10 protein-coding genes and 1 pseudogene are annotated in these 19,063 nt (G+C 52.9%); 4 read left to right on the top strand and 7 right to left on the bottom strand.

Annotation, left to right across the window (positions count from 1 at the left end; translation table 11 throughout):
* Window positions 1–10: 10 nt before the first annotated feature.
* The 3 genes from CRP01_RS13300 to CRP01_RS13290 form a co-directional block, all read right to left on the bottom strand.
* The gene (locus tag CRP01_RS13300; protein ID WP_099150548.1) at window positions 11–1,180 is read right to left on the bottom strand and encodes a WG repeat-containing protein; all 1,170 of its coding nucleotides are present in this window, start codon (window positions 1,178–1,180) and stop codon (window positions 11–13) included.
* A gap of 78 nt (window positions 1,181–1,258) precedes the next feature.
* Window positions 1,259–1,975, bottom strand: coding sequence for an NUDIX hydrolase (locus CRP01_RS13295; RefSeq protein ID WP_099150547.1), 717 nt, complete (start codon window positions 1,973–1,975; stop codon window positions 1,259–1,261).
* Between the two features lie 110 nt (window positions 1,976–2,085).
* On the bottom strand, window positions 2,086–3,540 hold the full coding sequence (locus CRP01_RS13290; protein WP_099150546.1) for a nicotinate phosphoribosyltransferase: 1,455 nt from the start codon (window positions 3,538–3,540) through the stop codon (window positions 2,086–2,088).
* Between the two features lie 326 nt (window positions 3,541–3,866).
* Between CRP01_RS13290 and CRP01_RS13285 the strand changes: the two genes are divergently transcribed.
* Entirely contained in the window at window positions 3,867–5,579 is a 1,713-nt protein-coding gene (locus CRP01_RS13285) for an Ig-like domain-containing protein (RefSeq protein WP_170110357.1), read from the top strand.
* 185 nt (window positions 5,580–5,764) lie between these two features.
* Here CRP01_RS13285 and CRP01_RS13280 read toward each other — a convergent pair whose 3' ends face one another.
* The 3 genes and pseudogenes from CRP01_RS13280 to CRP01_RS13275 all read right to left on the bottom strand — a co-directional run bounded on the left by CRP01_RS13280 (window position 5,765) and on the right by CRP01_RS13275 (window position 13,320).
* Complete coding sequence (locus CRP01_RS13280; protein WP_170110356.1) at window positions 5,765–9,280, bottom strand: hybrid sensor histidine kinase/response regulator transcription factor; 3,516 nt, start codon at window positions 9,278–9,280, stop codon at window positions 5,765–5,767.
* Between the two features lie 177 nt (window positions 9,281–9,457).
* A pseudogene (locus CRP01_RS43435) lies at window positions 9,458–9,547 on the bottom strand (two-component regulator propeller domain-containing protein); the annotation flags it as partial.
* Between the two features lie 350 nt (window positions 9,548–9,897).
* Window positions 9,898–13,320 carry a ThuA domain-containing protein gene (locus tag CRP01_RS13275; protein ID WP_099150543.1) on the bottom strand — a complete coding sequence of 1,141 codons (3,423 nt, stop codon included), beginning with the start codon at window positions 13,318–13,320 and terminating at the stop codon, window positions 9,898–9,900.
* 355 nt (window positions 13,321–13,675) lie between these two features.
* Between CRP01_RS13275 and CRP01_RS13270 the strand changes: the two genes are divergently transcribed.
* Window positions 13,676–14,461: an NUDIX hydrolase gene (locus tag CRP01_RS13270; RefSeq protein ID WP_099150542.1), complete on the top strand. Its 786-nt coding sequence runs from the start codon at window positions 13,676–13,678 to the stop codon at window positions 14,459–14,461.
* Between the two features lie 7 nt (window positions 14,462–14,468).
* Here the strand turns inward: CRP01_RS13270 and fahA are convergent, their stop codons facing one another.
* Window positions 14,469–15,713 (bottom strand): fumarylacetoacetase, encoded by a 1,245-nt coding sequence (gene fahA, locus CRP01_RS13265; protein WP_099150541.1) that lies wholly within the window; start codon window positions 15,711–15,713, stop codon window positions 14,469–14,471.
* Window positions 15,714–16,011: 298 nt separating this feature from the next.
* Here fahA and CRP01_RS13260 point away from each other — a divergent pair, with 298 nt between their 5' ends.
* Both CRP01_RS13260 and CRP01_RS13255 read left to right on the top strand, forming a co-directional pair.
* Window positions 16,012–17,433 carry an MBL fold metallo-hydrolase gene (locus CRP01_RS13260; protein ID WP_099150540.1) on the top strand — a complete coding sequence of 474 codons (1,422 nt, stop codon included), beginning with the start codon at window positions 16,012–16,014 and terminating at the stop codon, window positions 17,431–17,433.
* Window position 17,434: 1 nt separating this feature from the next.
* Window positions 17,435–19,063, top strand: a complete 1,629-nt coding sequence (locus tag CRP01_RS13255; protein WP_099150539.1) for a 4Fe-4S dicluster domain-containing protein — start codon at window positions 17,435–17,437, stop codon at window positions 19,061–19,063.

Genomic DNA, 19,063 nt, shown 5'->3' with positions numbered 1-19,063 from the left:
TCTGGAGACTCTAAAAAGATTGTACGGGAGCAAGACCTTCCGAAAAGTCTTTCATGTCCTGGTAGGCAGGTGGGATTTTAATCTGCCCGCTGGCGTTGATGAAGGCGAAACCCTCCCGGATCGCGGCCCGGGAAAGGCCTTCCCGTTGCGGCCACAGTAAACCGAAGATAGCCGGCGCTACTTCCCGTCCGTCCGGACCGAGCATGCCCCATAGGTAGTCTTTCAGAAAGGGGGCAACACCTTCCGAAAAGGCATAGATCTGTTCGTACTGGACAGGCGTGAGCAGTTCCCCGCTGGCCGTTGTCAGACCGAACAGGCCGGACCGGCCGACCACCCATCGCTCCTCCCCGGCGTAAAACATCATATCGTAAGCGGGTGCGATAGTTGCCTCCCCGTTTTTATCAATCAGTCCGTAACCGTCGTTGCTGGCGACTACAGCGTGACCGGCGGAAAAATCCTGCGCATCAAGGTATTGCGGGTCTATTTTCCATTGATTGTCGGGAGTAAGAAAACCGAATTTCCCGTTGACGCGGGCGCGGGCCAGCCCGCCGGCGAAGGGCGCGATCCGATCGTATTCGGCCGGGATCACCCATTGACCATCCGGATCGATGAGGCCATATTTGCCGTCCTGCCGGGCCACAGCTAACTTGTCGGTAAAATCATTGGCTTTTTCCAATAGGGTATCGATGGCAAGCGAGCCGTCCGGCGCCAGATATCCGTAGCGGGTACCACTGCGTACCCAGGCCCGGAAATTGGAAAAATTCCCAGCAGCTTCCCACTGGGCCGGGATTACCATTTCGCCCTGTGGATTAATAAAACCAAAACCGGATTCGTAAGTTTCTACGCGGGCCAGGCCGTTATGGAAGGCCCAGGCGCCTTTGAAGGCCGGAGCGATGGCTATTTGGCCATCCGGACGAATGTAGCCCCATTTCCCGCCGAGGCGGACTACCGCCATTCCTTCGGAAAAGGGCCGCACTTCGTCGAAGCGGGTCTCGATGACCAGTTGTCCACTTTTGTTAATGAACCCCCATTTGAAATCTGCGGCTTCGTAGTCGCTTTCCGGTGGCGGCAGTTCGATCGGACCCTCTGCCCCTCCGCCATCGGTGGCGGCATCGGACTTACAGGAATGCAGGCTAACGGAAAGGACCAACAGCAAGGTAGGGAATAGGAACTTTTTCATGTTTTCTGGGTATTGAATCGACGGCAGGACCAGTTAGGCTTTCGGGAAAAAATCGGATGGTTAAAGGGAGGGGAATGCCTACACTTCAAAATCCACACCCCGTTTGATCAGGTTCTCGTAGCGTTCCTGCACCAGTTGCTCGTACTTGGCTTTGTCAAAACGATAAAGGATCGCGGGCCGGTGGGCCACACCTTCCTGTTTGCCGGCTTCCTGCAGGATGCCCATGTCCAGGATACGTTTGCGGAAGTTGCGTTTGTTGAGTTCTTCCACGCCCAGAATCGTCTCGTACAGTTTTTGGAGCTGGGAGAGCGTAAATTGTTCCGGTAGCAGTTCGAAACCGATGGGTTGGTAGCGCACCTTACCCCGCAGGCGGGTGATCGCCAGTTCGACAATGCGATCGTGATCGAAAGCCAATTGGGGAAGCTGATCCAGCTCAAACCATTCTACGTGATCAGCGTCGGAAGAAGCGTGTACGGGGTGTTCCGCCAGATTGACCAGTGCGTAATAAGCAACACTGACCACCCGCCCCCGGGGATCCCGTTCGGGCTGGCCGAAGGTGTACAGTTGCTCGATAAACACATCCCGGACCCCGGTTTCCTCTTCCAGTTCCCGCAGGGCTGCGGCTTCCAGGTCTTCCTCCATATCCACAAATCCACCGGGAAGGGCCCAGTCGCCTTTAAACGGTTCCAGCGCTCGCTGAATGAGCAGGATCTTGAGTTTGTTACTTTCATCCAATCCAAAGATCACACAGTCGACGGTCAGAGCGGGTCTGGGATATTCGTAAGTATATGGCATTATCGGAAGTTAATAGATTGAAAATGAAAATTACGATGAAATTTTCATTCTGTCCTTATAGACGGCTAAAGGATGTATCTGGTTTGGTAAAATTTTATCCGGGAAGAAGTCTAGATCATAGCTTCTTCCACCAGCCCTTTTTTGAGAACGGATAACTGAGGCTCCAGTCCATTGGTGTACTCCGGGCTATCCAACAGGCCGGCAAAGCGGGCTTGTTGGGCCAGGCAGTGCTCCCGGATGGCGTGGAGATCCGGCGACTGGTAGACTAGTTTCCCATCCTGAAAAACCGGCAACAGAAGGTCTTCCTCCCCGGCGGCCTGTTCGAAGCTGACTTTCTGATCATCCCCGAAATTGATCACTTCTGCCGGAGGATTACCAAATTCCAGATTATAGATCTGATCTCCCATCGGATGTCCGTCCGGATCGGAATACCGGCGCACCTGCAATAATCCGGGATTACTGATCTTGATCGCCTGTTCGGATAATTTCACCCGGTATTCCCATAATCCCGCTTCGTCAGCAATGGCCGCCAGCTTGTAAACCCCGCCTAGGGCCGCCTGGTCGTAGGCAGTTGCCAGCCGGGTACCTACTCCCCAGACGCTGATCTTTGCGCCCTGCTCTTTGAGGGATTTGATCCGGTATTCGTCAAGATCATTACTGGCCACAATGGCCGTCTGGGTGAATCCGGCTTCGTCGAGTAAGGTACGGGCGATCTTGCTGAGTTCGGCCAGGTCTCCGCTATCGAGGCGGATGCCGAGCAGATCGTGGCCTTTTTCCCGCAGGCCCCGTCCGATCCGGATGGCATTTTTTACGCCTTCCTCCGTGTCGTAGGTATCCACCAGAAAAATGCAGTTATTGGGCATCGCTTCGGCGTAGGCCGCAAATGCTTCGATCTCCTCGTCAAAACACATCACCCAGCTGTGGGCGTGGGTGCCCTTGACGGGAATGCCGAACAGGCGGCCCGCCAGTACATTACTGGTACCGGTACAACCGCCGATGTAAGCGGCCCGCGTGGCCGTTAGTCCGCCGTCGATACCCTGGGCTCGGCGCAATCCGAATTCGAGCACACTTTCGCCCTGCGCGGCCTGGTAGATCCTGGCGGACTTGGTGGTGATCAGAGTGGAAAAATTGATGATATTCAGGAGAGCGGTTTCCAGCAACTGGGCCTGGATCAGAGGGCCTTCCACCCGTAACAGTGGTTGGTGCGGGAAAACTACGGTCCCTTCCGGCACGGCGGAGATGGTGCAGTTGAATTCCATCCGTTGCAGATAATTGAGAAAGCTTTCGTTGAACAGGGGTTTGCCGTCGGCCGCCCGCAGTGCACCCAGATACTGGATATCATCGACCGAAAAACGGAAATTCCGGATCAGGTCGATCACCAGGTCCAGACCGGCCGCCAATGCGTAAGGATGGCCGAATGGGTTTTTGCGGTAGAAGAGGTGAAAGACGGCATTTCTTTCGGCCATGCCGTTCTTCCAGTAACCATAACCCATGGTCAACTGGTAGAGATCGGTAAACAATCCCCAGGAAGTGCGGTAAAGCCGGCTAAGATGCGATGTTGTCATTAGTTAGTTTTATTTTAAAACAAAGGTAAGCGAGTCCAATGATATTTGCAAGAGTAGGGGAGGAAAAGTTTTGCGATTCCGGTCGGATAAGTAGGTGCAGTTAATACTTCTTGCCCGTAAGCCTTCGTCTGCATTCCATTTCGTCCCGGTCAGCGCGGCCGTTCCTGCACTTAAGTGTCAAACAAAAGTTAATCTGCCCATCAAAGCCCGAATTTGACACTTGCATACCTACCAAAAGCCGGAAAAGTCCGTGTATCTTTGCGCACTCAGCAAATCAAGGGTAATTATACATGGAGGTTTCCGGCAAAAAATATTTTCAGACTTATTTGATTCGGACGTTGCGGTTAGTGACCATCAGCGGGCTGATCTGGTTACTGCACAGTTGTGCCACGCCGACGGCTCCTCAGGGTGGTCCCCGCGATGAAACGCCTCCGCAGATCGTGGAGGAGGAATCCACTCCCAATTTGCAGACCAATTTCGAGAAGCAGACCATCGAACTCACCTTCGATGAATGGGTAACCCTGGAACAGGTGCGGGATGAAGTGATCATTTCCCCGCCTCTGCCCGCCGATCCGGAGATCAAATTGAAAAAGCGCACGGTTCAGGTGATCTTTCCCGATACGATCGACTTGCGGGAGAACGTCACCTACACCATCAATTTTGGAGAAGCCGTCAAAGACCTCAATGAGAAAAACCCGGCGGACGACCTGCGTTTCGTTTTTTCCACAGGCCCGTATATCGATTCTCTGCGGATCTCCGGCAGCATCGTAGATGTACAAACCGGAGAACCGGTGGAGAAAGTGCTGTTCATGCTGTACGATAATCTGGCGGATTCGGTGGTCTATACCGAGCGTCCTTTTTATTTTGGCAAAACGGGTGAAGATGGTCGCTTTGAGATCAACAACATCCGCGAGGGCACCTACAAAGGGTTTGCGCTGAACGACAGCCCCCAGGGAAAGAAATACATCTTCGAACCCTTGTACGAGGCGCTGGCTTTTCCCGGAGAAGAGATCACGATTACCGCCGATACCACTTTCGATCTGGAACTGAAACTCTTCCAGGAAGCAACGCCCCTGCTAGCGACTACCCTGGATACCAGTCATTCCGGAAAGGCAAAGATCATTTTCAACCAGCCGATCTTCGATCTGGAACTGGCCTACGATAATCTGGTCGATACCCCGCTGATCAAACAGCAGGGCGATTCCCTGATCCTCTGGTATACCCAGACCACACCCTGGACCCTCTACCTTAATCAGGATACCGTTTTCCGCGATACCTTTTCCATTCGTGCGGGCAGGCGGGCGGCCATGCTGAGCCAGGATTCGATGGCGACCGTGCGAACGACCGCTGCGAATCAATCCATCGTACCGGGAACGCCGCCGGTGCTCCGATACAATCATCCGGTTGGCAGTTTTGATACCAGTCTGATCACACTTTACGTCGATACCCTGCGGCAGGCGGTCCGGCCGGGCGTGCAGATCGATCCGGAGAACTTCCAGCAACTACAATTGGACTACTCCTGGCGGGAAAATATGCTGTACGAACTCGAACTGTTGCCGGGGGCAGTGACCGACATTTACGGCCTGACCACTTCGGATACCCTTACCGTCAATTACAGTCTCGATGCGCTGAGCCGATACGGGAATATCGTCCTCACGCTCAGTAATCTTGATACGGCGGAGCAGTACCTCGTACAATTGCTGACCAAAGACCTGAAGCAGACCCTGCTTACGGATGAGGTCACGGGCGTGAGCACCTACGAAACCACTTGGACAACCATCAAGCCCAGCGATTATACCCTGCGGGTGATCACCGACTGGAACGGTAACGGCAGGTGGGATACGGGCAATTACGATACCGGCCTGCAGCCGGAACCGATCTATCTGCGGCCACTCGAGAAACTACGAGCTAACTGGGACCTGGACGCCACCGTCGTTTACGGCGAAGTGATCGCTGCACCGGAGCCGCCGGAGTCCGAAACCAATTCCAACCAGCGACCGGGCGATATTCCTAATGGCCGCCGCGGAGGGCGGAATTAAGACACCTTTCCTATCGGAATCACCTGTTCTTTCTTTTATCGCGGATGGTTATCCAAGATTACCCTCCTGGACCATTTTCAGAAAATGGGTAGACTTGGATACCAGAATATCTGGAGAAAAGCCGACCTTACCCATTCACCCATTCACCCATTCACCCATTCACCTGCTCATCCCATCTCAAAATCCTATCCCTGCCGAAACTCACTGGGAGACTGCCCGTACGCCTCCCGGAAGGTACGGGAAAAGAATGCCGGATCACTAAAGCCGACCTTGTAGGCAATTTCCGCAACCGTTAGCTGCGTCTCTAACAACATCCGCTGGGCGTGTCCCAAACGAATACTGCGTACCAGCCGGGAAGGAGACTGACCGGTCAGCGCCTTGATCTTTCGGAAGAGTTGCACCCGGTTCATTTCGAGCTGCTCGGCGAGTTGGGCGATGGTAAGACTATCGTCATCCAGTCTGGCTTCCACCTTCGAACGAACCTTTTGGATAAATTCGTCTTCAATTTCGAATTCCGGCTCCGGTAAGGGAGTCTCCGTACCGGTAGCGGCGTAACGAGCTTGCAACCTGGCTCGGAGTTCAATCAGTTTTTGCAGGCGGGTCATCAATTCGGCCTTGATAAAAGGTTTTGCCAGATAGGCATCGGCTCCCCGTTGCAATCCGGTGATCCGGGCTTCGGCATCTGCCCTGGCGGTCAGCAGGATGATTGGGATATGGCTCGTCCTGGGATCCTCCTTAAGGGTTGCGCACAATTCAAAACCATCCTTTTCGGGCATCATGACGTCACTGATGATGATATCCGGTACCGAGGTTATGGCCAGGTCGATCCCCTCCTGCCCGTTGACGGCCGTAAGGATCTGGTACTGATCGGCCAGGAGCTGCGTCAGATAATAGATGACGTCCGGGGTATCCTCCACGATCAGCAAACTCGGTTTATCAACGGGGCCACTTTGGGATTCCGGCATTACGGGCTGGACATTTGCCCCGGATGGCAGATCCGGTCTGGTGATATTGGCGGTGCCGGAATTTCCTAAGGGAGCCTCTCGGATGATGGGGAGAACTACCTTAAAGAGCGTGCCCCGGTTGATCTCGCTTTCTACCGTGATCTCACCGTGCATCAACCGCACCAACTCCCGGGTAAGGGCCAGGCCGATACCGGCACCCTCCCCCTTGCGGGTAGAGGAGGTGTCGACCTGGTAAAACCGGTCAAAGACAAAGGGCAGGTTCTTTTGCTCAATACCGATTCCGGTATCCCGGATGCTGATCAATAAATGCTCGCCCCGATCCTTAAAAACCGTATTGAGCGAAAAATAAACCGAACCGCCTTCCGGTGTGAATTTGATGGCATTACCCAGGAGATTGGAAACGACATCCATCAATTTATCCGGATCGTAATCCATCTGCAGCTGTTCCGGCCTGGACCGGAAGATCAGATCGATCCCTTTCTCCTCCGCATAAAAGCGAAAAGGTTGGGAGATCTTATGCAGATACGTGATCACATCCGCCTGGACAGGGTATAGCTGCAGCGTGCCGGATTCCAGTTTGGAAAGATCCAGTAACTGCTCCACAAGTTGGGACAATCGCTGATTATTCTGTTTGATCAGAGTAATTCCCTCTTCCAGCTTGTGGTCCGGTTGGCGCAGGATCTGGTTGGCCATTCCCTCGATCAGGGTAATGGGCGTCCGGAACTCATGGGTGATATTGGTGTAGAAGCGGGATTTAAAAGAATCGAGTTCCTTCAGTTGGCGAGCCTCTGATCTGGCAATCTGTCGGCGGAGATCGTAGTTGCGAAAAGTGTAAAGTAGAAAGACCAACAGGCCGATGTAGGTGGCGTAGGCCCAGCCGGTGCGGTACCAGGGCGGAGCAATCCTCAAATTGATGAGTAATCTTTCCTCTTGATTGGAGACCAGCGAGTCGGCCGTTTCGGCCTCCACTTCAAAAGTGTAGTTCCCAGGATCAAGGTTGGTAAATGGGGCGGTGCGTTCATCTCCATCTACAGTGACCCAATAGTTCTGATAACCCAGTAAGCGGTACCGATAGTTGATCTCTTCGGTTCGGCGGTAGTGGAGACTGGTGAATTCGAAAGATAAAGCATTCTCTTCGTACGGAAGTTCAATGTTTTTGACCAGTTCATAGGCGGTTTTTAGATGCCTTTTTTCGTTGAGTACGTTGAAGTTGGTCAATACAACTTTCGGCCGGAGAGAATCCTTTTCAAATGTGATCTCTTCGGGAAAGAAAGAATAGATGCCGTTTGTTCCTCCGAAGGTGATTCGCCCTTCTTTACTTAAAGTACCCCCGTCAGTGAAGGATTGGATGTCCTTCTGGCCGCTGTAGCACTCCCAAATTGTTCCGTCGTATTTACAGATCTTATTCTCATCTCCGGTAAACCATAAATCTCCCCGGAGATCAGGGATTATACTGTATATATTTTTGATCGGAAAATCGGAAGGTACATGTTTAAAAGTTTTGTTTTCCGTATTGATAATAATGGTTCCCTTAGCACAGCTTACCCATAATTCCCGGTCATTTATTTTTTTTAATCTGTTACCTCTAAATCCGGTCACGGAACTTGGGTGGGCGGGGTTATCAAATTCCGCGATGAATTTTTCTTTTACCGGGTCAAAATATGCCAGTCTGCTCCCTTTTTGGTAAAGAATGGACATCCATATATCTCCGTTTCCGGCCTGTTCGATCTGTCCGATCCGGCTGCCCTGGGTACCGAGGTCTTCTTCAAAGGAGAACCATTTAGCCGTTTGGGTTAGGCGATTCACTCTACATAGGCCTTGACCGGTGGAAATCCAAAGCAAACGAGGATCAATTTGATCGGATATAATGCGTAATGGAACGGCTTGTTTGATGGTCTCTCCCAGATCAATGGGCTGAAGAGTTCGACTAACGGGAGAAAATTTGAACAAGCCGTGGGTTAGTGTAATTACCCAGACATTCCCGTCCACATCCTGCGTAAAATCTTTGATCTCTTCAATAGCTGATGTCCTTTCCGGATTAAGGAGAATCTCACATGCTCCTTCCAGGCCCGGGCTATAGCCCAGGCCTAACCGAAGTAAACGAAACCAGAAACCACCGGAATCATCCTGCATTAACCGATATACGTAATTATCATAATTATTGGGTCCGGGATCGATCTGGTAAAAAGGGAATTTTTGCGCTTTTAAGTTTGCCCGGCTAAGTCCGAACATGGTACCCGCCCAAATATTTTGAAACCGATCGACCATAACAGCATGGATGTTATTGCTCATCACCGTATGGTTATTGTCCGGATCGTGGGGGAAATTGGTGAATACACCCTCTTTAAAGTGAAATAGTCCATTAGATGCCGTACCAAACCACAAACTTTGATCTTTATCTATAAACAACGTTGTAATTACTGGGTCGATTAATACCGGAAGTTGGAACGAAGTGAAGGTTTTTCGATCGGTATTGAAGATCCAGATGCCTTCCGAGGTCGCTAACCAAAGATTGTTATTTTGTCCCACCGCCAAGTCCAGGATAGAAAATTTATCCGGATCGGATAAATGGTTCGTCGGCAGACGACAGAAAGATGGCCGGCCCGACTGCACTTCCCAGAGCCCTTTATTGGAAGCGGCATAAATTTCGCCGTCGGGGCCTTCTGCTATAGCTGTGATCCCGGTTAGAGCTTGGTACCGTGGTCCAACATCTATATCATCTATAAATCGGATCATACCGTCGTCCGGGTTTTCCAAAACGTATAGGTGTTCCTCATCTCCGATCCAAATTCTGTGTTTTCGGTCTTGGTACAAGCTATGTATACTTCCAGCGCGAAATTTGGTAGCCTTCTGTTGCTCGTGAAAGTATTGCACAAAGCGGTCACTACTACGATCGTATCGGTAAAGGCCATTAAATGTACCTACCCACAATCGTTGCTGATGATCTTCCAATAGGGCCGGTACCCATCCCGGATTAATAATACTACCGGTATCATCTACCATATCATACTTGGTGATTTGGTATCCGTCATAGCGAAGCAGACTGTTGCTACCTCCAATCCAAATAAAACCATGGTGATCTTCCAGGAAAGTAAAGGTGAAATCATCACCTATTTTTTTAAATACGTATTGACGGGAAAGCGTCATAGACTGCCCGGAAAGGAATTCCGGTACCAGGAGAAGAGAAAGCATCAGACAAAGCAAGGGCCAGAGCCCTCCGCGTATAACTCGGGTTAGTAGAAGCTGCACGGGATAGTTTTTTGATCAATCGAATTTACGAAAATTTGTTGATCAAAATAATACCGGGAAGCGAATGCAGCCTGATTCGCTTCCCGGTAATTTATCCTTGATATTTACTGTAACTGACTTTCGAACTGTAGTTCGATCAGTGCCGTAACCGCTTCTCCCGATCCATTGGAGAAAGTGATGTAGAGGTCATGCATGCCCGGTGTGGCGGGAATGGGTATACTGATCTCATCCATGCCCATATCGGTAATGGAGGTCTTGATATCAAAGCCCGACAGGATGGGACCGTCCATGCTGTCCAGATGGAAATCGATGCGGCCGCCCTTGAAATAGGCGCCCGCCCGCACGAATCTGGTCTTAATGGCGGTAATCCCCGTCAGGTCAATGTCCTTAAACAAGAGGAAATTACCATCGGAGCCCAGCATGATGGTCATTGGCTCGTCAACCATTCCCTGCGCCTGGTCGGGATCAACCACAAACTTCATGGTGTTGAACTGATCCGCCTCGGCCGCACCGACTACGGGTGCCCGCAGGGCGAAGACATCCCTGGCGGTGAGCGGACCGATCTTTTTCCCGCCTTTATCGGTGTAGGATGCAGTAAAAATATAGCGTCCTTCCGTCTGGCCGGCCTTATGGCGGTCGAAAGCATAACTTCCCTTGGTAGACAGACCACCTACCTGTAGATCCTCACCGCTCAGCGAAAGGATATACCTGGCCATCTGCTGCGCCTCGCTGTTGCTGAGTTGCGGGTGCGCGGCCATAACCGTTTCTCCCCAGACGCCACCGCCACCGCTAATGATCTTATTCGCCAGGTAAGGAGTCGCGTCATCCTGTCCCTTATATTTTTCGGCGATCTGCAGGTAAGAAGGCCCGATCGATTTTACGTCGGGCTGGTGGCAGGCCGCACAGTCCGAACCGGCGATCAGGCTTTTTCCGAGTACGAACTGGGACGCTTCCATCAGCGCCTGGTGGCCCATGGCGATCTCATTGGCATCGTAGCCGCGCTCCAGGTAGTCGATGGTAACCACCACGCGGGATGGGTCGATGCCGTTGCCCAGCGTGCCGTCCTCCGGATCGGATACTTCCACCTCGTAGGCAAAGGGACTGCCCTCCCAGAAGAAGGTCTGGTTGCCCTGGATCTTCCAGCTGATCTGCGGCAGTTCGTTGCCGACCAGTATCTTTTGGGTCGCTTCGGATACTTCTCCGCCGGGATCCCGGGCGATCAGTTTCACCTGATACTCACCGGGTTCGTCAAAGGTGAAGGCCGTGGTGCCGTCGGTAGAGCTGAGGGTTTCATTATTTTCAAAGTACCACTCGTAAGTCAGGTCGTCCCCGTCGAAATCTTTGGACTTCGTGGCGTCAAACTGGACGCTCAACGGGGCCGAGCCTACACTTTTATCCAGTTCGATGCGGGCCACCGGTTTCCGGTTGCCGGAAGCGTAGGCTAAATGAACCAGCCGGGCGTCCGGGTTCTGGGCGAACCAGACAGAGCCGTATTCCAGCAGGTACATATCGCCTTTCCCGCTGAAGACGATATCGATGGGGTTATTCCATTTGATATTGGGCAGGAAGGGTTCCATGCGTTTGTAATTACCTTCCTCATCAAGTGTTACGGCCATGATCCAGCCGCGGATCCAGTCGTAAATGAAGAGTTTTTCGTTGTAATAAGCCGGATAGCGCCATTCGTTATCGGGATAATCGTCCAGGTAAAATACCGGTCCGGCCATGGCATTCCGTCCCCCGTTGCCCACCAGTGGGAATTCTTCCGAATCAGCGTAGGGATACCAGATGAAGGCCGGATTGGCCGGCGGCAATTGCTGTGTTCCCGTGTTGTGGGGAGAGGTATTCATCGGCTTTTTGGGATCATGCGGGCCCTGGGAAGCGCCAGTGGCAAAATCCACTTTGTGGTAAGGGTAGTTGTTGCCGACAAAATACGGCCAACCGAAGAATCCGGCCGCTTTGGCCTGATTGACCTCATCGTAACCGCGCGGTCCCCGCGCCGAGCTATCCGAGCGGGCGTCCGGCCCCACTTCCCCCCAGTACAGATAGCCCGTATGCTGGTCTACGGAGATGCGGAAGGGGTTGCGACACCCCATCACGTAGATCTCCGGACGGCCTTCGGCGGCATCGGTAAAGAGATTGCCGTCGGGGATGGAATAGGTACCGTCCGCTTCCGGTTTGATCCGGAGGATCTTACCGCGCAGATCCTTGCTGTTGGCCGCGGATTTTTGGGCATCCCAGGGGCTGCGGCCTTCCCGTTCGTCCGCCGGCGCATAGCCTTCGGATTGGTGCGGATTGGTATTATCTCCCGTGGAGAGGTACAGCAGCCCGCCCGGCCCGAATTCAATACTACCGCCGGAGTGGCAGCACTCTTCCCGCTGGGTGGCGACTTCCAATAGAAGTTTTTCGGAACTCATATCGATCGCACTGAAATCTTCCGCCATGGTGAAGCGGGATAATTTCTGCACCGATCTTTCCGGATCGGAATAGTAAAAATAGATCCAGTGGTTATCGGCCATATCCGGATCGGCCGCCATGCCCAGCAGACCGTCCTCTAGTCCGGAGAATACGTTGAATTCCTGCATGACGCGGGTCTCCCCGGCCTCGGGGTCGTAGGTTTTTACATTGCCGATGCGCTCAATGAAGATCGGGTGGCCGTTTGGCAGGATCTCGAGTTCCATCGGTTCGTGCAGATTATCCTCCAAAACGACTTTGGTAAAGCGGTTTTCTTCCGGCGCCACGTTGGCGTTGTTGAAGTTGACCGCCGTCTGTGGACCGGCCGCGTAGGTGATCCCACCCAGCAGGTGTTCGAGGAACAGTTCTTCGCTGAAGGTCTCATCAGTATGCCCCAGACCGGTATACCAGGAGCGGCCTCCATCGAAATCGTGATACCAGGCAATGGGGTGCTTTTCGCCATTGGTGCCGCCTTCGTAGCTGTCTTCGTCGAGGTTTAGGAGTACATTGATCGTGGGCTGAATGTCCCGGTAATTGTACCACTCGTCGGATCGCGGCCAGACATCCGGGAGCATGGAGGTAGAGATGTGATTCACGTCTATCCGTTCGATCTCGGCGTCCCGTACATTGGGGTCATTGGGGTGGCCGTTAAAGTAAGCACCCATCAGTTCACCGTACCAGGGCCAGTCGTATTCCGTATCCGCGGCCGCGTGAATGCCCACAAAGCCGCCACCGGCCTGGATAAAGCGATTGAATTCCAGTTGCTGGGCATCATTGAGAATATCGCCGGTGGTGTTGAGGAACACCACTACATTGTACTTCTGCAACTGTTGCTCATTGAACACCGAAGCATCCTCGGTGGTGTCCACAGTGAAACCGTGCTCCTTTCCCATTTTCAGCAAAGCCGTTTTTCCGGCAGCAATAGATTCGTGCCGGAACGATTCCGTTTTGGAAAATACCAGTACACTGATGAATTTCTGAGCATTCTGGTACCAGATGAATCCACCGATGGCCAGAGCGGCCAGTACGATGAGGGATAGCAGGAAAATACCGATGCGTTTAAGCCATTTTTTCATAGTACAGAAAAGGTCTTAAAGCCTGAGCTTAAGTCAGTATTTGGTTAATGTCTTGCTCTCAGGGCTGTGAAAGCTATTCCTTACCGTTGGCCGGAATAGCCATTAATGAGTGAATTTCACTCAAAAATAAGCGTTCTTTTCATTTATGAGTAATTTTCACTCATTTATTTTTAACTTTGAGCATTGGCTTGATGAAAAAAGAGCAGGTGATCATAAAGGACAAAGCCGGTGAGATGGCAATTTTTTATCGCGTCTGGCCTGGATACTACCGCCTTTAAGCTCCGTTTCGGAAATAGGCCTTAACTTTGCAGCGCTACCACCAGCCAGGTGCTAGTTTGCACGATCGATTCGAACTATGGAAGACAATACCAGACCCCAGGAAGAAATAAGCTCGCATATTCAGGGCGGTGAAAAGCAGTTCATGCCGCAGCTCTCTATCAATTCCGTGATCTTTGGATTTACCGGAGAGCGGCTGGTCGTGTTGGCTACCCAGCCTCCGATGGCGGAAATTTGGGTAATCCCCGGTGAGTTTGTCTATCAGACGGAAAGTATTGACGAAGCCGCTCACCGGTCGCTGCGGCAGCAACTGGGCATCGACGAGATCTTCCTCCGCCAGTTTCGTACCTTCGGGGAGGCGGATCGTTCCTTCGCCGGCCAAATGGTCGACTATTTTGAAAAAGCCGGTGTCGATAAAAGCAAGTACGGTTGGCTGACCAAACGCTTTGTGACCATCGGGTACTACGCCTGTGCCGATTTTCGTAAGATCGAGCCGCAGCCTTCCAGTTTATTTGAGGATATCCGATGGATCGATATCGATGAGATTGATTTACTCGCAATGGATCACGCCAACATCGTGCGGGAAGCCCGCGCGGTGCTCACCCGCGATCTGCTCGATCTGCCCGTGATCGCCAGCCTCCTACCCGATACCTTCACGATACCGGAACTACAAAAATTGCACGAAGCCATTCTCGGAAGAGCGATCGACCGCGGTAATTTCCGGCAAAAGGTGTTACGCACCAACATTCTGGAAAAGGTAGGGGAACGCAATACGGCCAATACCCGCCGGCCGCCGGGACTTTACCGCTTCAACCGGAATCGCTACCGGGAGTTGCTGGAGGAGGAAGTAAAGATCGGCTTCTGAGCCAGACCTATACGGCGGGCAGGATCTCGGTTCGCACTTCGCCGAAACCGATCCGGATGCCTTCTTTCTCGGCTCGCCCGCGCAGGATGACAGTATCGTGATCTTCGAGAAAGGTCCGGTTCTGATCTTCGCTCAACTTGATCATCTGGCTGCCTCCCCAGGACAATTCCAGCATTGAACCGTAAGCGTCCGGCTCCGGTCCGCTGATCGTACCGGAGGCCATCAGGTCGCCTACCTGCACATTACAGCCGTTGACCGTATGGTGGGCAAGTTGTTGCGCCATATTCCAGTACAAATGGCGCGCGTTGGACCGGCAAATGATTTCCTCTTTTCCTCCCTGCGGATGAATGCTCACGCTCAATTCAATATCGTAATTCTTTTTGCCGGTGGTTTTCAGATAGGGGAGTAAGGGGACTTCCGGTTCCGGCCCCTTCACTTTGAAGGTTTCCAGGGCTTCCAGAGTAACGATCCAGGGGGAGATGGAAGAGGCAAAATTCTTTCCGAGGAATGGACCCAGGGGTACGTACTCCCATTTCTGGATATCCCGGGCGGACCAGTCGTTGAACAAGACCAGCCCGAAGATATAGTCTGCCGCCTTCTTTACCGGCACGCTTTCCCCGAGTTCGCTATCCCGCCCGATGATGAATCCCATTTCCAGTTCAAAATCGAGCTTTTCGCTCGGTTGATAGACCGGGCGGTCCGCACCGCCGGGCATGATCTGCCCTTTGGGACGTCTTACGGGCGTGCCGCTGGTGATGATGGAGGATGCGCGGCCGTGGTAGGCTACGGGTAGGTGTTTCCAGTTGGGCAGCAGGGCATTTTCCGGGTCCCGGAACATTTTGCCCACATTGGTGGCGTGTTCCAGGCTGGAGTAAAAATCGGTGTAATCGCCGATCCGTACCGGCAGATGCATACGCGCATCGGCCTGTTTTACCCTCAACTCGGGATGTCTTTTCAGCGGCGATCTTTCCCGGCACAGCCAGTCCTGTACCCGCTTGCGCACGGCAGTGGTCGATTTTTTCCCCAACCGGATAAAGTCGTTGAGGTGGTCCTGGCCGACGATGGAGGCGTGCACCGAAAGATCTTCGAGCAAGCCCAGTCCGGCCAGACGGTAGAGGTCGATGATCTCGTCGCCGATCGCGATACCGGCCCGCGGAGATCGGTCGGAAGTGGAAAAAATACCAAAAGGAAGATTATAGATAGAGAAGTCACTGTCGTGGGCAGAAGAGATCCAGGTGTTGAGGGATGGCATGTCGTGTATTTTTGAAATCGTAGGGAAAAAGTCGCAACCCCGCTGAAATTGGGCGTTTGCCGTTTTTTACCAAAAGAAAAGGGTAGCTGTTTTCGCGCCGGAGATCCGTTACCGGTCACTGCCTGCCACCGGGTGACAAATATCCTTTTTCTCACTCACCTATCCTGAGATTATGGTGATTTAAATCAGAATTTTTGTGTGGTCCCGTTGGGAAAAATCCATGTATATTTGAAAATATGAAAGAATGTTCATATTTTGGTTCGGCCAATAGTTACTTAACCAAATTATATGTTGTACGATGCTGATAGAACAGATCTATACCGGATGTCTGGCTCAGGGAGCCTACTACATAGAAAGTGAAGGTGAAGCGGCGATCATTGACCCGCTGCGTGAAACCAAACCTTACCTGGATCGCATGCAGGAGCGCGGCGCCAGGATCAAATACATTTTTGAGACGCACTTTCACGCCGATTTCGTTTCAGGTCACCTGGACCTGGCGCAGAAAACCGGCGCCACCATCGTGTACGGGCCAAATGCCGAAACCGCCTACGAAAAATACCTGGCCAAAGACGGAGAAGAATTCCAATTGGGCAAAGTCACCATCCGGGTGCTGCATACACCGGGACATACGCCGGAAAGTACAACTTACCTCCTGCTGGATAAAGCCGGGAAACCACACGCGATCTTTTCCGGTGACACCCTGTTCATCGGTGATGTCGGTCGGCCGGACCTGGCCCAGAAGAAAGGTAGTCTCACCAAGGAAGACCTTGCCGGATGGCTGTACGACAGCTTACGCAATAAGATCATGACGCTGCCCGATGAGGTGATCGTCTATCCCGCCCACGGCGCCGGATCGGCCTGCGGTAAGAATATGAGTTCCGAGACCTGGAGTACGCTGGGCGAACAGAAGCGCACCAACTACGCCCTGCGCGCAGATATGACCAAGGAGGAGTTCATCAAAGAGGTCACGGACGGTCTCCAGCCGCCGCCGCAGTATTTTGCCAAGAACGCCAAGCTCAATAAAACGGGTTACGAAAGTTTCGATACCGTCATGGAGCGCGGTGCGGTCGCTTTATCACCCAAAGAATTTGAGGATGCGGCCAACGCCACCGATGCCGTCATCCTAGACGTGCGCGATAAGAACGATTTTGTGAAAGGGTTCATTCCCAATTCCATATTCATCGGTCTGGACGGCACCTTTGCTCCCTGGGTTGGTGCCCTGATCCCGGACCTGCAGCAGGCGATCCTGATCGTCGCGCCGGAAGGCCAGGAAGAAGAGACCGTCAAGCGACTATCCCGGGTCGGGTACGACAATGCCATCGGCTATCTGGAAGGTAGTTTTGCGGCCTGGGCCGCCGATGGCCGGGAAGTTGATCAGGTCAACAGTATTTCGGTCGAAGAATTTGCCAAACGCTACAACGAGCAGGAAGATCTGAAGGTACTCGATGTCCGTAAACCCGGAGAATGGGAGGGTGAGCACCTGGAAAATAGCGACAACTTCCCCCTGGATTTTATCAGCAGCAATATGCACCGCATTCAGAAGGACAATTCCTACACGCTGCATTGCCGCAGCGGTTACCGGTCCACGATTGCCGCTTCCATCCTGAAGTCCAGAGGTTTCGAAAATATAGTCAATGTGCTGGGTACTTTCGAGGAGATGGCCTCGGCCGGTATGCCAACCACCGATTACGTTTGTCCATCCAAAAAAGTGTCTGCCTGATATGAAATATGGTTTTGTAATTGATAATCGAAAATGCATTGGTTGTCACGCCTGTACGACGGCCTGTAAATCGGAGCACGATGTTCCGGTGGGGGTCAACCGCACCTGGGTCAAACAGGTGGAGAAGGGAGAATTTCCCGACACCCGCCGGTTGTTTTCCGTGATGCGTTGCAACCACTGTACGGACGCGCCCTGCGTGGAGATCTGTCCGACCGAAGCACTGTTTATTCGCGATGACGGTATTGTCGACTTCGATAAAGATCGCTGCATCGGTTGTAAGTCCTGCATGCAGGCCTGCCCCTACGATGCCCTGTATATCGACCCTCAGACGAATACGGCTGCGAAGTGTAACTACTGTGCCCACCGGATCGATGTCGGCCTGGAACCGGCCTGCGTCAACGTTTGCCCGGAACACGCCATTATCTCCGGCGACATGGAAGATCCCGAATCGGAGATCGCCGAATTGCTGGCCCGCCAGCCGGTATCTGTCCGGAAAGCGGAAAAAGGCACGGTACCGAATCTGTTCTACATCGATGCGGATGTAGCTTCCCTGGATCCGTTTGCGACCGAAAGCACCGGTGAGTACCTCTGGAATTCCCAGACGCTGGGCGTAGGACACTACGCCAAAGAGGCCGAAAAAATGGCCTTCTCCAACGGCGATGTGGTCGCTGCGGTGCTGGAAGCCAACAACCAGTATACCACTGCGGGTGAGGTAGCCAAGAACGGCGCCGCCAAATCTGTGGAGGTGATCATGGGTAAAGAAGCCCGCCGCGTTTACGATACGCCCAATAAGGGTATTCTGTGGGGCTGGGAAGTCTCCGGTTATGTGGTGACCAAAGCCATTTCCGCCGGCGCTTTTCTGATCCCGTTCCTGGCCCTGCTGTTCGGTTGGGCCTCACCCGGGGAGACGACCGAGTGGTGGAGTTACGGTTTAGGCCTGGCTTTTCTGGCCGCAACCGGTATCCTGCTGGTGATGGACCTGGATCAACCCAAACGCTTCCTGTACGTCTTGCTGCGCCCCCACTGGGGTTCCTGGCTGGTAAAAGGTGGCTATTCCATTACGGTCTACGGCGGTCTGCTGACCCTGATGGCCGTTGCATTGTTCTTCGGCTGGGATGCGATAAAACCACTCGTGGGCGGTATCACTGCGGTTTTTGCCGTGGTGGTAGCGGTATATACTTCCTTCCTGTTCAGTCAGGCAAAAGGACGTGATTTCTGGCAAAGTCCGACCCTGGCGCTGCACATGCTGGTCCATAGCCTGATGGCCGGTGCGGCTGCTTTCGCGATCCTGGCGATGTTCACGGAAGTGAGTACGGACTGGACGACTTACCTGAAGTACATGCTGTACGGTAGTATCGCCTTCAATCTGCTGGTGCTGTTGTTCGAACTGACGACCACCCACCCCACGGTGGATGCCAAACGGACCGTAGCGATGATCACTAAAGGCCGGTACGCTTCCCGTTTCTACGGTGGGTCCTTACTGGTGGGCAATGTACTGCCGGTGATCCTGCTGGCTATCTCCAACGGGAATCCGGTAATGCTGGCCTTAGCGGGAGCGGCGGTGATCCTGGGTATTTATTTCACGGAGCACATTTGGGTAGAAGCTCCGCAACGTATTCCATTAACCTAA

This window comes from Flavilitoribacter nigricans DSM 23189 = NBRC 102662, assembly GCF_002646595.1.
Classification (GTDB): Bacteria; Bacteroidota; Bacteroidia; order Chitinophagales; family Saprospiraceae; genus Flavilitoribacter; species Flavilitoribacter nigricans.
This window is presented reverse-complemented; position numbering and strand designations above follow the sequence as displayed.